This window comes from Pedobacter sp. Bi126, assembly GCF_918698245.1.
Classification (GTDB): domain Bacteria; phylum Bacteroidota; class Bacteroidia; order Sphingobacteriales; family Sphingobacteriaceae; genus Pedobacter.
On sequence record NZ_CAKKMS010000003.1, the window covers coordinates 290,609 to 307,931 of the forward strand.

General features: G+C 37.8%; 12 protein-coding genes. 4 read left to right on the plus strand and 8 right to left on the minus strand.

Annotated features, from left to right (window positions below; genetic code table 11):
• Positions 1-69: 69 nt before the first annotated feature.
• The 7 genes from LQ201_RS11390 to LQ201_RS11415 all read right to left on the minus strand — a co-directional run bounded on the left by LQ201_RS11390 (position 70) and on the right by LQ201_RS11415 (position 10,799).
• Positions 70-1,944: a RagB/SusD family nutrient uptake outer membrane protein gene (locus LQ201_RS11390; RefSeq protein WP_230142442.1), complete on the minus strand. Its 1,875-nt coding sequence runs from the start codon at positions 1,942-1,944 to the stop codon at positions 70-72.
• Between the two features lie 119 nt (positions 1,945-2,063).
• Positions 2,064-5,336: a TonB-dependent receptor gene (locus tag LQ201_RS11395; RefSeq protein WP_230142444.1), complete on the minus strand. Its 3,273-nt coding sequence runs from the start codon at positions 5,334-5,336 to the stop codon at positions 2,064-2,066.
• Positions 5,337-5,807: 471 nt separating this feature from the next.
• Positions 5,808-7,913 carry an ATP-dependent DNA helicase RecG gene (gene recG, locus LQ201_RS11400; protein WP_230142446.1) on the minus strand — a complete coding sequence of 702 codons (2,106 nt, stop codon included), beginning with the start codon at positions 7,911-7,913 and terminating at the stop codon, positions 5,808-5,810.
• A 6-nt stretch (positions 7,914-7,919) separates the two neighbouring features.
• Entirely contained in the window at positions 7,920-8,822 is a 903-nt protein-coding gene (locus LQ201_RS11405; RefSeq protein ID WP_230142448.1) for an EamA family transporter, read from the minus strand.
• 2 nt (positions 8,823-8,824) lie between these two features.
• Positions 8,825-9,205: a RidA family protein gene (locus LQ201_RS11410; RefSeq protein ID WP_230142450.1), complete on the minus strand. Its 381-nt coding sequence runs from the start codon at positions 9,203-9,205 to the stop codon at positions 8,825-8,827.
• Positions 9,206-9,217: 12 nt separating this feature from the next.
• The gene (locus tag LQ201_RS25730; RefSeq protein ID WP_317130071.1) at positions 9,218-9,355 is read right to left on the minus strand and encodes a DUF6728 family protein; all 138 of its coding nucleotides are present in this window, start codon (positions 9,353-9,355) and stop codon (positions 9,218-9,220) included.
• 97 nt (positions 9,356-9,452) lie between these two features.
• Complete coding sequence (locus tag LQ201_RS11415) at positions 9,453-10,799, minus strand: OmpA family protein (protein ID WP_230142452.1); 1,347 nt, start codon at positions 10,797-10,799, stop codon at positions 9,453-9,455.
• Between the two features lie 172 nt (positions 10,800-10,971).
• On the opposite strand from LQ201_RS11415, the gene LQ201_RS11420 reads away from it, so the two are divergent.
• Complete coding sequence (locus tag LQ201_RS11420) at positions 10,972-12,261, plus strand: aminopeptidase P family protein (protein ID WP_230142453.1); 1,290 nt, start codon at positions 10,972-10,974, stop codon at positions 12,259-12,261.
• A gap of 57 nt (positions 12,262-12,318) precedes the next feature.
• Here LQ201_RS11420 and meaB read toward each other — a convergent pair whose 3' ends face one another.
• Positions 12,319-13,218 carry a methylmalonyl Co-A mutase-associated GTPase MeaB gene (meaB, locus tag LQ201_RS11425; RefSeq protein WP_230142456.1) on the minus strand — a complete coding sequence of 300 codons (900 nt, stop codon included), beginning with the start codon at positions 13,216-13,218 and terminating at the stop codon, positions 12,319-12,321.
• Positions 13,219-13,276: 58 nt separating this feature from the next.
• On the opposite strand from meaB, the gene LQ201_RS11430 reads away from it, so the two are divergent.
• The 3 genes from LQ201_RS11430 (at position 13,277) to LQ201_RS11440 (ending at position 17,321) form a co-directional block, all read left to right on the plus strand.
• A complete protein-coding gene (locus LQ201_RS11430) occupies positions 13,277-14,152 on the plus strand; it encodes a glycosyltransferase family 2 protein (RefSeq protein ID WP_230142458.1) in 876 nt (291 codons plus the stop codon).
• 63 nt (positions 14,153-14,215) lie between these two features.
• Entirely contained in the window at positions 14,216-15,271 is a 1,056-nt protein-coding gene (locus tag LQ201_RS11435) for a glycosyltransferase family 1 protein (RefSeq protein WP_230142459.1), read from the plus strand.
• Between the two features lie 214 nt (positions 15,272-15,485).
• Positions 15,486-17,321: an ABC transporter ATP-binding protein gene (locus LQ201_RS11440; protein ID WP_230142461.1), complete on the plus strand. Its 1,836-nt coding sequence runs from the start codon at positions 15,486-15,488 to the stop codon at positions 17,319-17,321.
• The last annotated feature ends 2 nt before the right edge of the window (positions 17,322-17,323 follow it).

Genomic DNA, 17,323 nt, shown 5'->3' on the forward strand with positions numbered 1-17,323 from the left:
AGCTCCAGATATTATTGCATAAAAAACCCGATGAATAATATTATCCATCGGGTATCTAGATTGGTTAGCTTAGTAACCGGGGTTTTGTTCCAGTAAATTATTTTTGTTTACTTCATCGCGACTAAATGGCCTGAAATAAAGTTTATTGTCCCAACTTCTGTTTTCCTGTGCATTTTCTACAACTGGACTATAAGTATAATCATATACAGTAGGGTCGTAATGGTAAGGGGCAGACATCGTTTTACCTGGTTTAAATTTACCGGTAACTTTGATATAAGTAACCTTTCTGCCCAGTGTTTCGCCAGCAATTAACCACCTGCGCGTATCGTGATAACGTTGTTCTTCATAGGCCATTTCTATACGGCGCTCATGGCGGTAAACCTCTCTAAGGCCAGCCTGATCTGTTGCTGTAACCGCAGGCATACCCGCCCTGAAACGAATTTTATTTAACCAGTTTGTAGCATTACTCAATTCGCCGAGCTCAATACTCGCCTCGATATAATTAAATACCGCTTCGGTATATCTAAAGAAAGGCCAAGGCACATTTTGCGACATCGAGGCATCTACAATAGTTGGATCTGGATCAATAAATTTATGGTAGTAATAACCTGTCCAGCTACCGTTCCAGTTTTCGATAGAACTTGCACGTGTATCTAAACCTCTAAAGTCAATTCTCGTATTGTTATCCATTAAATCGTATACTCCAGTTTGGATTTGACTGGCAGGATCGACATTACCGGATGCTTTATCGCGGGGTTTCCAACCTGCACCATCATATAAAACTGTAGCGTAAAACCTTGGATCTCTATTTACATAAGGATTTGCTTTCTGTACTGGATCGTTCCAACTAAACTTTGTCCCATCCATCATTTCATAATCATCAACCAATAACCCAATTGGCGTATTTCCAGCCCAGTTATGGTAACCGTTCGGGCCATTTTGCTGTGCATGTTTGATATTGCTTTGAATGATAAAATAACGGGCAAAAATAAGTTCAGATGCAGCTGACGCATCTATATTTGGTGCCTTGCTTGCTCCACCCATAGCTATACTTTTATAATTTAACCGGCCATCTGTTAGCGCAGCAGGAGCTGAAAGATTTAATTTATAACCAGTACCTAAATCCATAACGGCTTTGGCAGCAGTTTGGGCTAATTTATAACGGTCTGCCTGATTACCACTCGCATAGCTTAAGAAATCTAATTTTTGCGCAGCTATTCCTGTAATTTTTGCATTAAGTTTCGCTCTATCATGCAAGTCGCTTGCGGCATAAATCAGCACTCTAGATTTTAATGCCAGCGCAGCAAGCGCTGTAGTACGGCCTTTATCGAGTGTTTTACCTGTTAACAGCTTATTGGCTTCATCGCAGTCTTTAATAATAAAATTCACACATTCTTCGTAAGTGTTGCGTTTTATTTTAAAATCATCAGTTAAAGCATATGTTTTGGTTATAATAGGTACTGCTCCATAAAAGCGTAATAACTGCTGATAAAAATAAGCACGTAAAAAATATGCTTCACCCACCAGCTGATCTTTTAACGTTTGGCTGGTTAGTGCATTATCTCCACTAGTAATTTTCTCGATGGTAATGTTGCAGGCCCGGATGCGGTTATACATTTGTTTATAAGCCCAGGTATCATTAACCCACCCCAATGTAGATGGGTTGATGGTAGCACTATTAACCAGATCGATACCACGGGTAGGGTGCGTAAACAAGGCTTCGTCAGAAACTGATGCTAACATCTCTTCTGAAAAACCACCATTTCCCAATCCGTTATAGATATCGTTTACAAAAGCCTGCGCAAGTGCAGGGTCTTTCCAAACCAGTTCCGAAGATATTTTATCGGGCGGGTTTACATCCATAAAATCTTTCTTACAAGAAGCTGCAAGAAAAGTTATAAAAACCAATATATATAGATTTATATTTTTGTTTGTTGCTTTCATATTTTTCATCCTTTTAAATTTATTTTCAACTACGATGAAGCTTTCATGATTTAAATATTCACTACGTGATCTTGAAAAGTATGATGGTTTCAATGTAATTGATAAACTGTTATACATTTTTAAAAAGCGGCCTTAATTCCCATGTTGATTACCCTGGCCTGAGGATAGTATTGACCACTTGTGTTGGTAGATTCAGGATCCCATATCTTGATTTTATCAAGCGTTGCCAGGTTGAGGCCATTTGCATAAACCCGTACACTATTTAGTCCAATTTTTTCAACCCATGTGGTTGGCAACGTATAGCCCAACTCAACATTTTTTAGCCTGATGTAATTGTTGCTGCGCAACCAATAAGTATTATTTAAGGCATTATTACTATCGGTATAATAGGTAGCGCCCCTGTTTGATAAACGTGGGTTTACTGAACTCGGATTCTCGATACTCCAACGATTTTGATACGACCACTCCAAGAAATTGCCGATATCTCCAGATTCAGTTATCCCTACAATTTGCATCCCACCTGTGGCTCCCTGGATAAGTACAGAAAGGTCGAATCCTTTATATTGCAAATTCAAGTTTAGCCCTCCGGTGAAGGTTGGTGTTCCGTTTTTGTCTAAACGTATTTTATCATCTGCATTGATTTTACCATCACCGTTAATGTCTTTAAATTTCATGTCGCCAGGGCGAAGATTGCCGGTAAGTGCACTATAATTAAGCGTATTGGCACTAACTTCTGCCTGATCTTTAAAAACACCATCATAATCGTATACCAACCACGAGCTAGTTACCCTATCGGTAGAACGTTGCCACTCTGGGGCACCCGGTGTCTCATCCCAAAATATGATTTTATTTTTAGCATAACCACCATTTACACTCACGCCATAATTCCAATCACCTACGTGGTCGTTATAACTTAATTTAAATTCGAAACCTTTGTTATTTACTTTACCCAAGTTAACAGGCGGTAAACGGTCTGTAATCCCTGAACTTTCTGGAACTGAACTGCCTCTGCTGATCAGGATATTTGTACGTTTATTGTAGAAATAATCGAACTCAAGAGAGAGTTTGTTTTTCAAAAAGGATGCATCCAAACCAATGTTCGTATTGTTAGCAACTTCCCATCCGAAATCTAAATTAGGCACCTTGCCTTCGGTCAATGATTTTGTAATCAAATCATTAAAAACATAACTACCAAAGTTCATCAAACTGAGATACTGGTACTCTTGCAAGGCATCTCCGAAGTAGGCCTCAGCCCCCATTTGTCCCCAAGAAGCTCTCAATTTTAGATTATCAACGAACCTAACATTGTCTTTAAAAAAGGGTTCTTCAGACAAGCGCCATCCTACTGATACGCCAGGGAAGAAACCAAAACGCTTGGCTGTCGGAAAAATATAAGAACCATCTACACGCCAAAGAAATTCGGCCAGGTATTTTTCTTTGTAATTATAGCCAGCACGCCCGAAATAACTTAATCGTGCACGGTTGAATAAATTGTTCGGGTCGCCGGGATTATTACCTAACGACTGCTCTTTCTCATCACCTGCCAATAATTGCTCAATTGCCGATGACAGGAAATATCTTCTGAATGCAGTAAAACCATCATTCTTTATTTTCTCGCGGGTAACACCAGCCATTAATCCTATGGTATGATCACCGATTTTTTTATCATAATTGATCATACCCGTTAAATTTACAGCCAATTGACCACCAGCTGTTTCTCTAAGTCTTGGATCGGTATATTGAGATCTTATTGTACCTGTTAATACAGGGGTTACCCCATCCGCTTGAAAAGTCTTCTTGTCCCAGTCGTAAAGTGTCCATGGTAATTGCCAGTTTTTTTGCCTTCCAGAATATTTGTCTATGGCTGCTGTTCCGGTTACTTTTAATCCTTCTACACCTGGGATTTTAATTTCAACTTTACCTGTTGTTTGAAAGTAATCTCTGATATCTTTATTGTACCCTGTCAAATCAGTAGTAGAAACCACTGGATTATAACCATATTCAATATCCCTACCTGGCAAACCGTTAGGCCATATGGCTATTTCATTAGGGCGTCCTCTCATTAAAAATCTAAATATATCGCCCGCACTAACCGTCGGAAAATTGCGGTTTTCCTCTCTCGCAGTTACGCCCAATGTCGTGGTAATATATTTACTTACTTTTGCTTCCAGGTTAAAACGCATATCGTATTGCTGATAGCCAGTAGCAGAATTCTTATAGTATGCATCTTGATCAAGATAGCCGAGTGAGACCAGATATTTCACATTTTCACTGCCACCATTAATCTGAACATTATGTCTTTGTTGAGGCGACCAATTTTGAAAAACAGTTTTAAACCAATCAGTATTGGGATACCTTAAAGGATCTGAGCCGTCGCCAAATTTCCGGATTTCATCTGGTTTGTAAGCAGCATTAATCGTTTTACCGCCGGTAGACAAATAAGTACCTGTTGTTTTAAAACTATTCCATGCTGCCGACCATTCATTTGGATTAAGATCGGAGCCGAAAATATTCAGTTCATTTAAAATCTCAGCATATTGAGTAGAATTGGCCATTTTAGGTATGCGTGTAGGCTGTTGTAGGCCATAACTAAAATCGTAAGAAAATTGTGGTTTCCCAGATTTTCCTAATTTAGTAGTGATGAGGATTACTCCATTTGCAGCCTGCGAGCCATAAATAGCTGCAGATGCATCTTTTAGCACCGATACACTTTCTATATCGTTCGGATTTAATCTTTCGATCCCACCTGCCCGGTTAGGTATTCCATCGATTACAATTAAGGCATTATTATTACCCAGCGAATTTATACCGCGAATCCGGATCGTCGAGCCGTCGTATCCAGGCTCCCCGCTTCCTTGCAGTGCCGTAACGCCAGGTAAACGACCAGCCAATGAATTGGTTAAGTTTACTGAAGAGGATTTGGCTAATTCTGTACCTTTAACCGAGGCTACAGCACCAGATACAACTGCTTTCTTTTGGGTTCCGTAACCCACTACCACTACCTCAGATAAGTTTTGGTTGTTTTCTAATAAACGGACATTAATATTGCTTTGGTTTTTTACCTGAATCTCTTGATCTACATAACCTACATAGGTAAATACTAAAGTAGCATCTTCGGGTACTTTTATGCTAAATTTTCCGGAAGCATCTGTTACGGTAGTTGCAGCACCTCCTTTTAATTTAACACTTACTCCAGGAATCGGACCTTTAGCATCGGTAACCTGTCCCTTCACAATAATATCCTCAAGCGGAGGTCTGTAAAAATCAAAGGGTTCTTTTTCGTGCAATGATGCTTTAGCAGACATGCTGGTAAACGGCGAAAAAACGAGACAACCACCGCAAACAAGAAACATGCTACTTCTGGCAAAAGTCTTCCATAGATTTTTTTTCATAGTTTTCAATTTATTTTGGTTAGATAATAATTGTATTATAATTTAATACTCATAAGTAATATCGAACTGTCATTACACAAATCAATTATACATGACTTATCGACATAATCGCTTACATCACTTAACATCAAAAAAATTAAGGTTCCCTTCTAATTACGCCAATAAATCATTGTTAACCATATCAAATCGGCTTTAATTAGTTCAAAATTCATTTTTGGGATTAAAAATTACCAGGTACGATGTACCTAATTTTGGACTTGCCGACGCTACAGTTCACATTTGGTTACACGCAAGATAGGAATATTAGGAGGTAAAAAAAAGGGGGTAAAATAATATTTATAAGGGGCTGATTAGTAAAAAAATAATTTCAAACTACGCAAAGTAGCACTAATAATACAGCACTAAATATTATTGCAAAATAGGAAGAGAAGAAAATTATAATAATTAGAAGAGTTTAAACTTAATACAAGATTAGCTTATTTTGTCGAAAGAAATGCCCCTTTCTAATTTTTGCAGGTAAGCTTTTAAGATTGCATTTTCGGGCTTTGCCAGCTGCGGATCGTCTTCAAAAAGTGCGATTACGGTGTTACGTGCTTCAGACAAAATAATCTGATCTTTGGCCAGGTCGGCAAGCTTCAGATCTAAAACGCCGCTTTGCTGAGTTCCTGTAATATCGCCAGGGCCGCGCAACTGTAAATCTATTTCTGATATTTCGAAGCCGTTGTTGGTTCTTACCATTGTTTCCAAACGAATCTTACCTTCTTTACTCAGTTTATTCCCGCTCATTAATATACAAAAAGACTGTTCTGCACCGCGGCCTACCCTACCACGCAACTGGTGCAGTTGTGAAAGCCCAAACCGTTCTGCATTTTCAATTACCATTACCGAAGCGTTAGGTACGTTTACGCCCACCTCTATTACGGTAGTGGCCACCATAATTTGGCTTTTACCATCGATAAACTGCTGCATTTCGAACTGTTTATCGGCATTGGGCATTTGCCCGTGTACAATACTCATTTGATAATCAGGTCTAGGAAACTGATAGCTTAACTGCTCAATTCCAGCTTCGAGATGCAAAAGATCTAATTTTTCGCTTTCTTTAATTAAAGGATAAACAATATAAACCTGCCTGCCTTTGGCAATTTCCTGCTTCATAAAACCAAACATCCTGAGGCGTTGGCCTTCAAAAAGGTGTTTGGTTTCTATTGGTTTTCTGCCTGCAGGTAATTCGTCAATAACCGAAACATCAAGATCGCCATATAGGGTCATGGCCAAAGTACGCGGAATTGGCGTAGCGGTCATCACTAGGATGTGTGGGGGTATAATATTTTTCCGCCAAAGCTTAGCGCGCTGCTCTACACCAAAACGATGCTGTTCATCAATTACAACCAGCCCTAAATTCTTAAATTGAACCTTATCTTCAATCAGGGCATGTGTCCCGATCAGAATATCGATTTCTCCATTCTCCAATTGCTCATGCAAAACGGTACGCTCCTTCTTTTTGGTATTTCCTGTAAGGATAGCAACACGCACCAGATCGTTGGTTACAAGTTCTGTAATAGAGGCATAGTGCTGGCGGGCCAAAATTTCCGTTGGAGCCATCATACAAGCCTGATAGCCGTTGTCATTTGCCAAAAGCATACTCATCAGTGCAACCGCAGTTTTGCCGCTTCCTACGTCGCCCTGTACAAGCCGGTTCATTTGCACACCCCGTTGTGTATCTATCCTAATTTCTTTAACCACACGCTTTTGCGCATTGGTTAATTCGAAAGGTAAAAACTCATTATAAAAGCGGTTCACTTTTTCACCAACCTTTTCAAAAGTTACACCTTTAAATTTTAACTGGCGTAAATGTTTATTGTGCAAAAGCTGTAATTGGATGAAGAATAATTCTTCAAATTTAAGGCGTCTTTGTGCTGCACTTAAATCCTTTACATTTTTAGGAAAATGAATATTCAGCAGCGCCAATCTTTTATCTGGTAGCTGATACTTATCAATGATGTATTGTGGTAAATTTTCGGGAACCTGAGGGATGATCTGATCCAATAAGCCGGCGATTAAACGCTGTAATCCTTTTGAATCAAGATTAAACTTTTTAAGCTTCTCTGTTGAGTTATAAACCGGCTGTAAGGTTAAATTCCCTCGCCCCACCTGTTTGCGCTGGTACAGCTCCATTTCTGGATGCGAGATGCTGAATGTACCGTTAAAGACGGTTGGTTTACCAAAAGCCACGTAAGCGGTGCCAACAGTGATATTATCATCAACCCATTTTAGGCTCTGGAACCAAACCAATTCCATAATTCCGGTTTCATCTTTAAAAACAGCAACAATACGTTTAGCTCTTTTATCGCCAATTACTTTTTTGCTGATCACACGCCCAATAATCTGGATATATTGCGAATCAGGATTGATCTGGTTAATCTTGAAATATTTTGTACGGTCGATATACCTGAAAGGATAGTGCGCAAGCATCTCCTGATAAGTGAACAGGCCGAGATCCTTTTTCAAAACATCGGCACGGCTTGGCCCAACGCCTTTTAAAAACTCAACAGGTGTATCTAATACCGAATTAAACAAAATATTTTACTGTTTCTTGTAAACAACACTCTTTAGCAACTGCGCATTAAAAATAACGATCGATAGCAGCAAAAGCAAATAGGCAAAAAATTGATGCAGATCTATTTTCTCTTTAAAATAGAGAAATGCAACGGTAAATGCAACTATGGGGTTGAGATAGATCAAAATACCCAGGGCCGATGAAGGCATGCCCAACAGTGCATACGAATTTAAAAAGAGCGGAATAATGGTAAATACAATGGCAATCAACAATATATGCGACCAAAAGAATGTTTCGGTAGGAAAAGGCGCAGCATTAAGAAAATACAACGGAAGCATTATTAATCCTGATAAAATTAACTGAACGCCCAAAAAATTAAACTTATCTACATCTTTAATTACTTTTAGCACAATAACATATAAGGCATAAAAAGATGCGATGATAATGGCCCACATTACTTCATTTAAAGAGCCTGTTGCCAATAAAATGATGCTTATAAACGCAATCATCAGGGCAATGATTTTAGCCTTTGTTAACTGCTCTTTTAAAATGATAAATCCACAGAGTGCAGTTAACAGTGGGCACACCATATAGGCAAAGGCGGCTGCTTTTAAACTTACGCTATTTACGGCATAAATATAGGTGAACCAGTTTCCCGTGATCAGAAATGACGACACTACGGTAAGCAACAATAGCCTTGTTTTCTTAGGGGCGCTTAATGATTTTAGGAAATTGAAATCATTCTTCAGCGCTTCTCTTCTGAACAAAAAAATAGTTGCCCAAACAACGATAATGGAAATAAATATCCTGTAGTATAAAATTTCGTGTGGCGGAAAACCTTTTATGTTACGCAAAGGTATAGACATTGTTCCCCAGATAATGTAAGGAACAATGCCAGCAATAAAATATTTGTTTTTACTATCTGCCAAAATTAGCCTACAATGGCAACTACAGAAATTTCTACATTGACATTTTTAGGCAATACCGAAACCTGAACCGTTTCGCGCGCAGGGAAATCAGCAGTAAAATACTGCCCATAAACTTCGTTTACCTGAGCGAAGGTGCCCATATCGCTTAAGAAGATAGTAGACTTTACTACGTTATCGAAAGTTAAACCTGCTTCAAGCAAAACTGCTTTAAGGTTACGCATTACCTGGTGTGTCTCTTCTTCAATATTACCAATATTTAATTCTCCATTTTCGGGATTAATGGCTACCTGGCCTGATACGAATAAAAAGTTGCCGGCTTGTACAGCTTGGCTATATGGTCCAATTGGAGCTGGAGCATTGGTTGTTTTAATAATTTGTTTCATACAATTTTGGGGTTATTTAGCAAGCCATTGGATTAGCTTGTAGATGATACCTGCAAGAAAAATTAAGATGGCCAATGCATTTATAAAATGCATAATTTTCAGATTGATATTATTTGGCCTGTTTGGGTCCTTTTTTCTAAAGAAGTACATAACACAAACTTAGCTAAAAAGCGTAACACAGAAAATTAAAAGGCATAAAAAAAGTCCTGACTTTCATCAGGACTTTTTTAAATCTTATATTGAAATACTAGTTTCTAGCAGTTTCAACACGACGGTTTTGGATACGACCTTCTTCAGTATCGTTAGAAGCAATTGGATTAGCTTCGCCATTACCTTTAGTAGCAACTTGACTAGCGTTAACGCCAGAGTTTACTAAGTAAGTTTTAACAGAGTTAGCTCTGTCTTTAGATAATTTCAAGTTATATGCAGCAGTACCTTCGCTTGAAGCGTAACCGTTTACAGTTACTTTACCACCGTTTTCACGTAACACTGAAGATAATTTATCTAAAGTAGGGTAAGACTCAGTTTTTAAAACTGAAGAGTTGAAATCGAAACCGATTTTTTCGAAACCAGTTACATTTGAAGGAATTGAATCAACTGGAGCTGGTTTTGGAAGAGGACAACCTGAACCATCAACAGCAGTACCAGCAGGAGTTCCTGGGCATTTATCGAATTGATCAGCAACACCGTCACCGTCAGTATCTTTTTTCAAATCTTCAACTGATTTTTCAACAGCAGAAACACGGTTTTTCAATGCTTCAACTTCTTGACGCAAAGTTGGATCTTTTAACTCATCGTACATAGTAGCTAATGGGTTAGTCCATTCTAAACTTGGTTTAGCAGAAGAACCTAAAGAGAATTCTAAACCAGCATAACCGTAAGAGAATTTATCTTTAGTTTGACCTTTTGCATAAACTCCATCTAAGTTATCAGCATCAACAAAGTTCATTGTGTAACCTAAGTTAAAGTTAACACGCTCAGAAACTTTGAATTTAACACCAGCACCAACTGGAATGTAGAAACCTTTTACGTAATCTTTAGCATCATGTTTGTCATCAGCAGGACCAGTAGCTTTACCTTTCCAGTCAATAACACTACCATTACCTAAAGTAACTTTTGGAGCATAAGCCATATAACCAGCACCAGCAGTTAAGAAGAAACCTACTGAGTTCTCACGACGTAAGAAATCGATAGAACCAACATTTACAACACCACGTAAATCTACAGCATATTGTAATTCAGTTTCGAAATCTTTTGTAGCTGGGTTAGAGATACCTTCGTTAGTACCTGAAAGTTTACCACGTGTTCCGTTTAATTCTAAACCGAATGAGTGACCTAATTGTTTACGGATGTTTAAACCGTAACCTAAGTTAGCATCCCATTTGTTGAAGTCATTTGAACCACCGATAGCAACAACTGGCATTAAAACACCACCATGTACACCGATAGACCAAGTTCTGTACTGACCTCTACCGCCAAATACCTTGACGCCAGAAGTTGTTGCAGGTGCATCTTGAGCGACAGCAAGAGAAGCAACTCCTGTTAATGCCACTAAAGAAAGCGCAACACTTTTCTTTAAAGTAGAATAATTCATAATCTTTTTTCTTTTTTAAGGGTTAAACAATTTAATTGATTAATTTTTTAGTAATGCCAAAATTAAACAAAATTTTAAATTTTCAAACTTTTATACAAACTCCGTTCCAAACTTCACAGTAATTAATCATTTTATTACATTTGGCCATTGCCCATATAAAAATACCATTTTCATGAAATATCCTACTATTGATCAGTCATTATTTATTTTAAACAGAAAAAAATTCTCTAACAACCTAAAAAACAATTCATTAGCTATATTCAACTCAAGCGATGAATTTCCTAGAAGCGGTGATCAGAACTTTATTTTTAAGCAAAACCCTGATTTATTTTATTTATCTGGAATTGATCAAGAACAAACAATATTGCTATTATATCCTGATTGTCCTAATCCTTTGTACAGAGAAGTCCTGTTTTTAAGACAGACTAACGATTACATTAAAGTTTGGGAAGGATACAAATACACTAAAGAGCAGGCTAAAGCGGCATCGGGTATTCAAGCGGTATATTGGATAGAAGATTTTGATAACATATTGCATAGCATTGTTAACTATGCCGAATATATTTATTTAAATACAAATGAAAACGATAGGTATGCCCATGAAGTTCCTTATCGTGATATCCGTTTTATTGAGAAAATGCGGGCCAAATATCCATTGCATCATTATGAACGTTCGGCACCAATTATGCGAAATTTACGTGCAGTTAAATCTGATATTGAAGTTGAGCTAACTAAAAAGGCTTCAGCAATAACACGCGATGCTTTTATCAGGGTGTTAAAATTCACCAAGCCTGGTGTTAAAGAATATGAAATTGAAGCAGAAATTATCCACGAATTTATCCGTCAAGGCGGAACAGGCCATGCCTACACTCCTATTATTGCTTCAGGCCACAATGCAAACATCCTGCACTACAATGATAATAATCAGGAATGTAAAGATGGCGACGTAATACTTTTTGATTTTGGTGCCGAATATGCCAATTACAATGCAGATATGAGTCGTTCCATCCCCGTTAACGGTCGGTTCACCCAAAGACAAAAGCAGGTATACAACGCAGTACTGCACGTAATGAAGGAGTCGATTAAATTAATAGGCGAAGGAACGATATGGAATACCTACCACGAACAGGTTGGCGAAATTATGACTGAGCAGCTGGTAAGCCTTGGACTTATTTCTACAACAGACGTGAAGAATCAAACGGCAGCGTGGCCAGCTTATAAAAAATACTTTATGCATGGCACTTCACACCATTTAGGTATTGATGTACATGACTTTGCCGGAAGATATACGCCATTTGCAGCAGGCAATATTTTAACTGTTGAACCAGGAATCTATATTCCAGAAGAAGGCTTAGGCATCCGTTTGGAAAATAACATTCTCATTACTGCAAAGGGAAATATTGATTTAATGGCCGATATTCCACTAGAAGCTGAAGAAATTGAGGACATTATGAACAGTTAGCCAGTTTACAATTTCCGGTTTGCAGTACTCAGTTAGCAATTTTAAAAAACTAAACGGTTAACCGTTATTGATAAATTCATCTGCAAAACGATAAATATTAAAGTCGTCTTGCTTTAAGGCTGCCTGGACTTTTTCTAGCAGCCTTTTTTTATCAACAATCTTCATTTTTTCATACTGAATGAGTCTCCAGGCTTTCTCTGCAAACAGAAAAGCCCTTCGGTTATGATCAGCAGTAAGCGGCTTGATTATCCAAGCGCATAATTCATCAATACCTGTATTTTTATCGGCCACTGTTTTTAATATTGGGATAGTCTTCGTGCCCTGATGAACAATTTTCTTTAAATTATTGGCAAAAATAGCTGCACCTTCTCTATCAGCCTTGTTTATCACAAAGCAATCGGCAATCTCCATCAAACCTGATTTGATATTCTGCACCTCATCGCCCGATTCTGGAACCAGCACCACGATGGTTTTATCTGCTAATCCGGCAATTTCTACTTCCGATTGCCCAACACCAACAGTTTCTACAATAATCAGATCAAAATTAGCGGCTTTTAAAACATCAACCATCTCGATGGTTTTCGCCGAAATACCGCCCAGAGCGCCCCGGGTAGCCAACGAACGGATAAAAACATTTGGATTGTTAAACTGACCGGCCATGCGGATACGGTCGCCCAGCAAAGAACCAAAATTAAATGGAGAGGTAGGATCTATCGCCAATATCGCGATGCGCATTCCTTTCGTAACAAAATGACCAGCTATTGCATTTACCAAGGTACTTTTACCGGCACCTGGAGGGCCGGTAATGCCTAAAACCGGCACATTAACCCGACTATCTAAATCTCTTAAAATCGAATCGGCCGGTGTAATGTTGTTTTCGACAAGGGTTAATGTTCTTGCCAAAACCTTGTAATTCCCGGCTTTTACTTCGCTTAAAATGGATAGATGCGTATTCATCAATAAAACTATCTTTGTACAAATAAACAAAAATTATCAGCTACAAAGCATCCCCATAATGAAAGTTACCGGTTTTACCTTTTTAAGAAATGCCATTGTAAACGATTATCCAGCAAAAGAAGCCATACTTTCAGTATTACCTTTATGTGATGATTTTATAGTTGCGCTGGGCAACTCATCTGATGAGACTTCTGAAATGGTTAAAAGCATCGATCCTAAAATCAGGACCATCGATACCGTTTGGGATGACAGCATAAGGGAAGGCGGCCGTGTTTTTGCTGATGAAACCAATAAGGCCTTAGCAGAAATAGGGAAAGATACCGACTGGATGATCTATATTCAAGGGGACGAAGCCATACATGAAGATTATCTACCCCTGATCAAAAAAGAAATGGAGCTAGCGCTTAACAACAGCAATGTAGAGGCCTTACTTTTAAAATACAAACATTTTTATGCTTCTTACGACTATCTGGCTGAATCCAGACGCTGGTATAGAAGAGAGGTTCGGATTATAAAAAATTTACCAGGGGTAAAATCTTATCGCGATGCGCAAGGCTTCAGAATTAACGACAGAAAGCTTAAGGTTAAGCTAATTGATGCTTACATTTATCATTATGGCTGGGTTAAACCTCCAAAAGGATTACAAGGTAAGGTGCGGAACTTTAATCAGTTTTATCAAACAGAAGAATGGATTGAAGAGAATTATCCCGTGCAGGAAACTTATGATATGCACAATGCCGACCGTTTAGTTCATTTTAAGGGTAGCCATCCAAAGGTAATGCAGGAAAGAATTGCTGCTGCAAACTGGAAATTTGAAAAAGATTTAACCAAGGAAACTCCAAAAATGAATTTCCGTAGGAGGGTTTTGCAAAAGATTGAAGATTTAACAGGAATGCGTTTGTTCGAATACCGGAATTATAAAATTGTAAAGTAGTCTACAATTTTAAATCTGTCTATATTTGCATAATTTTTTTCTTATAAATACACGATTTAATTAATGGAAAAGCCTAAGGTCTTAGTAACTTTTGATTCGATGAAAGATGCCAATTGCGGCTATTTTTCATTTGGAAAAGGATTAGGCGACGCATTAATCCAAGAAAACAAAGGAAAGTTTGAATTAAAATTTTATCTTTTCAAACAGACAAAATATCTTTTTAACGGCTTGGTTGATATCATTTATCTTTCGAGATTAGATCGGTTATTTTTTAAGAAAAAAAATGATTTCGAAGTTGTTCATCTCTCTGATCAGACCTGCCGATTACGACCTAGCAAAGTAAACGCAAAAAAAATAATGACCATTCATGACATGAATAAGGTTCATTTAAAGTTTAGCAAGCCACACAGAATCCAGGTATATCTAAAAAAATTAGGCAAGTTAATAGCGCAGTGCGATAAAATTGTATGTATTTCGCAGTTTGTTGCAAATGATGTGAAACACTATTTCCCTGAATCAGCAAATAAAATCAGTGTAATTTATAACGGGGCCGATAAATCAGTTTCAGATGAAAATCATCAGCCAGCTTTTAAGCCTAGAAAGAAATTTCTATTTACCATTGGTTTACTTTCGGTGCAAAAAGGTTTTCACTTATTACCTGCATTATTAAAAGATAACGATTTTGAACTGGTAATTTCTGGAAGGGAAACACCTCATAAGCAGCGAATTTTAGCGGAAGCAGAAAAACATAATTGTCTGGATAAGGTACACATTACCGGGCCAATTAGTGATGAGGATAAAGCCTGGTACTACAAAAATTGCGATGCTTTTTTATTCCCTTCTGTTGCTGAAGGTTTTGGTCTTCCTGTAATAGAAGCCATGCACTTTGGAAAACCTGTTTTCCTCTCCAAATTCACCTCACTCCCAGAGGTTGGCGGCGACGTGGCTTATTACTTTGATAATTTTGAACCTGAACACATGCAGGAAGTGTTTAAAAAAGGAATGAATGATTTCGCTCAAAATAATCGCGTTAAAGAAACAATTGCCCAAGCAGAAAAATTTTCGTGGGAAATTGCAGCCAACCAGTATCTGAATTTATATCAGGAATGTTTGGAATGACAGTTCTTACCTGTATTCTATAGCCCAACGGTTGACGCGAAACATCCCGTAAAACAGCATCTCAATCCATTCCATAACCCAAGAATTGTAATTTTAATTTTGTTGGGTTTCACCATCTTATTCATATGTATGAAAAACCGTACATTTGCTCGGATTTTATTATATTTTTTTCCTACTGGGTACTTCCTGGGTTCTGTTATATATACAATACTTAATGAAAACTTATTTTCGTTTATTATCATTTGCCAAGCCTATTGAAAAGTTTGCCATACCTTACGTTATTGCAACCTTACTTTCTATTCTATTCGGAACCTTTAACCTGGCTTTGTTATCGCCGCTGTTCGAAACACTTTTAAATGCAAACAAGCAAGCTTGCCAAACGCCAAGCTTAACAGATAAAGCGGCCTCCTCATTTAGCTTATTGGGCAAGTTAAGGGATTTTGTTAATTATTCAATAAAGGTTAACACCATAGAAAGTACGCTGATGTACATCTGTATTATCATTGTTATCTCTGTATTGCTTTCCAATTTGTTCAGGTATTTTTCTCAGCGTTATATGGAAGATCTGAGAGTCCATACGTTGCTAAACTTTAGAAGGCGGGTATTTAACAATGTGATGAATCTTCATGTAGGATATTTTAACAATGAGAGAAAAGGCGATATTATTTCTAAAGTAGCCTCTGATGTACAGGTGGTTCAATTCACGGTTACCAATACATTACAGGTTGTTTTTAAAGAACCTGTAACACTAATTGTATATGTTATTCTTTTATTTAATATTTCAGCAAAGCTTACCTTATTCTCTTTACTGGTAATCCCAATTTCTGCATTTATTATCAGTAAAATTGTAAAAAGGTTAAAGCAGCAGGCAAAAGAATCGCATGAATCTTTTGCGAAAATGATTGGCTTTTTAGATGAGGCATTAAGTGGGATTAAAATCATAAAGGCCTTTAATGCAACGGAACGAATTAAAAACAAATTTAACCAGGAAAATATATACTATTCCAACTTAACACGCAAAATGGTTAGACGCCAACAACTCGGCTCACCAGTTTCTGAATTTTTAGGTGTTTTAATGATTTCTATTATCGTTTGGTATGGCGGATCATTAATATTACATAATGATAAAAACGCCTTAACCGCATCAGATTTTATTGCTTACATCGCTATTTTTTCCCAGGTAATGCGTCCTGCAAAAGCATTAACAGATTCATTTAGTGGAATCCATTCTGGAATTGCAGCAGGCGAACGGGTTTTAGACCTAATAGATACTAAACCGTTGTTGATTAATGAACCAGACGCGAAAGTTCTGGATGATTTTAACAGTACAATCAGCCTTCAAAATATATCATTCAGTTATGGGGAAAAACAAATTCTTAACTCGATAACCTTCGACATTGAAAAAGGGCAAACAGTAGCACTTGTGGGGCCTTCTGGGGGTGGAAAAAGCACATTAATGGATCTGCTTCCCCGTTTCCATGATCCAAAATCAGGAACGATTAAAATTGATGGCCACGATTATAGGGAGCTTACTGTCGAAAGTATCAGGGCACAAATGGGAACCGTTAATCAAGAATCTTTTCTATTTAACGATACCATTTTTAATAACATCGCATTTGCCAAACCAGATGCTACAATGGAAGAAGTTGTTGCCGCAGCGAAAATCGCAAATGCGCACGATTTTATCGAGAATACAGAAGATGGTTATCAATCTTTTGTTGGCGATCGAGGAAATAAACTCTCAGGAGGCCAGAAACAACGGGTTTGTATTGCAAGGGCTGTATTGGCTAATCCACCAATCATGTTGTTGGATGAGGCCACTTCAGCCTTAGATACAGAATCTGAAAAATTAGTTCAGGATGCCTTAAATAATCTGATGAAAAACCGCACCTCAATTGTAATAGCTCACCGTTTAAGTACAATACAACATGCCAATAAAATTGTTGTTATAGATAAAGGCAGCGTTGTAGAAACCGGAAGCCATAATGAGTTAATGAACAAAAATGGTTTATATAGGCGCTTAATCGACATGCAGGCTTTTAACGACTAACA

What these genes read in the sequence shown, in the direction of transcription:
- LQ201_RS11390 (WP_230142442.1), bottom strand. Translation starts at nt 1,944, where the DNA reads ATGAAAGCAACAAACAAAAATATAAATCTATATATATTGGTTTTTATA.
- LQ201_RS11395 (WP_230142444.1), bottom strand. Translation starts at nt 5,336, where the DNA reads ATGAAAAAAAATCTATGGAAGACTTTTGCCAGAAGTAGCATGTTTCTT.
- LQ201_RS11410 (WP_230142450.1), bottom strand. Translation starts at nt 9,205, where the DNA reads ATGAAACAAATTATTAAAACAACCAATGCTCCAGCTCCAATTGGACCA.
- LQ201_RS25730 (WP_317130071.1), bottom strand. Translation starts at nt 9,355, where the DNA reads ATGTACTTCTTTAGAAAAAAGGACCCAAACAGGCCAAATAATATCAAT.
- LQ201_RS11415 (WP_230142452.1), bottom strand. Translation starts at nt 10,799, where the DNA reads ATGAATTATTCTACTTTAAAGAAAAGTGTTGCGCTTTCTTTAGTGGCA.
- LQ201_RS11420 (WP_230142453.1), top strand. Translation starts at nt 10,972, where the DNA reads ATGAAATATCCTACTATTGATCAGTCATTATTTATTTTAAACAGAAAA.
- meaB (WP_230142456.1), bottom strand. Translation starts at nt 13,218, where the DNA reads ATGAATACGCATCTATCCATTTTAAGCGAAGTAAAAGCCGGGAATTAC.
- LQ201_RS11430 (WP_230142458.1), top strand. Translation starts at nt 13,277, where the DNA reads ATGAAAGTTACCGGTTTTACCTTTTTAAGAAATGCCATTGTAAACGAT.
- LQ201_RS11435 (WP_230142459.1), top strand. Translation starts at nt 14,216, where the DNA reads ATGGAAAAGCCTAAGGTCTTAGTAACTTTTGATTCGATGAAAGATGCC.
- LQ201_RS11440 (WP_230142461.1), top strand. Translation starts at nt 15,486, where the DNA reads ATGAAAACTTATTTTCGTTTATTATCATTTGCCAAGCCTATTGAAAAG.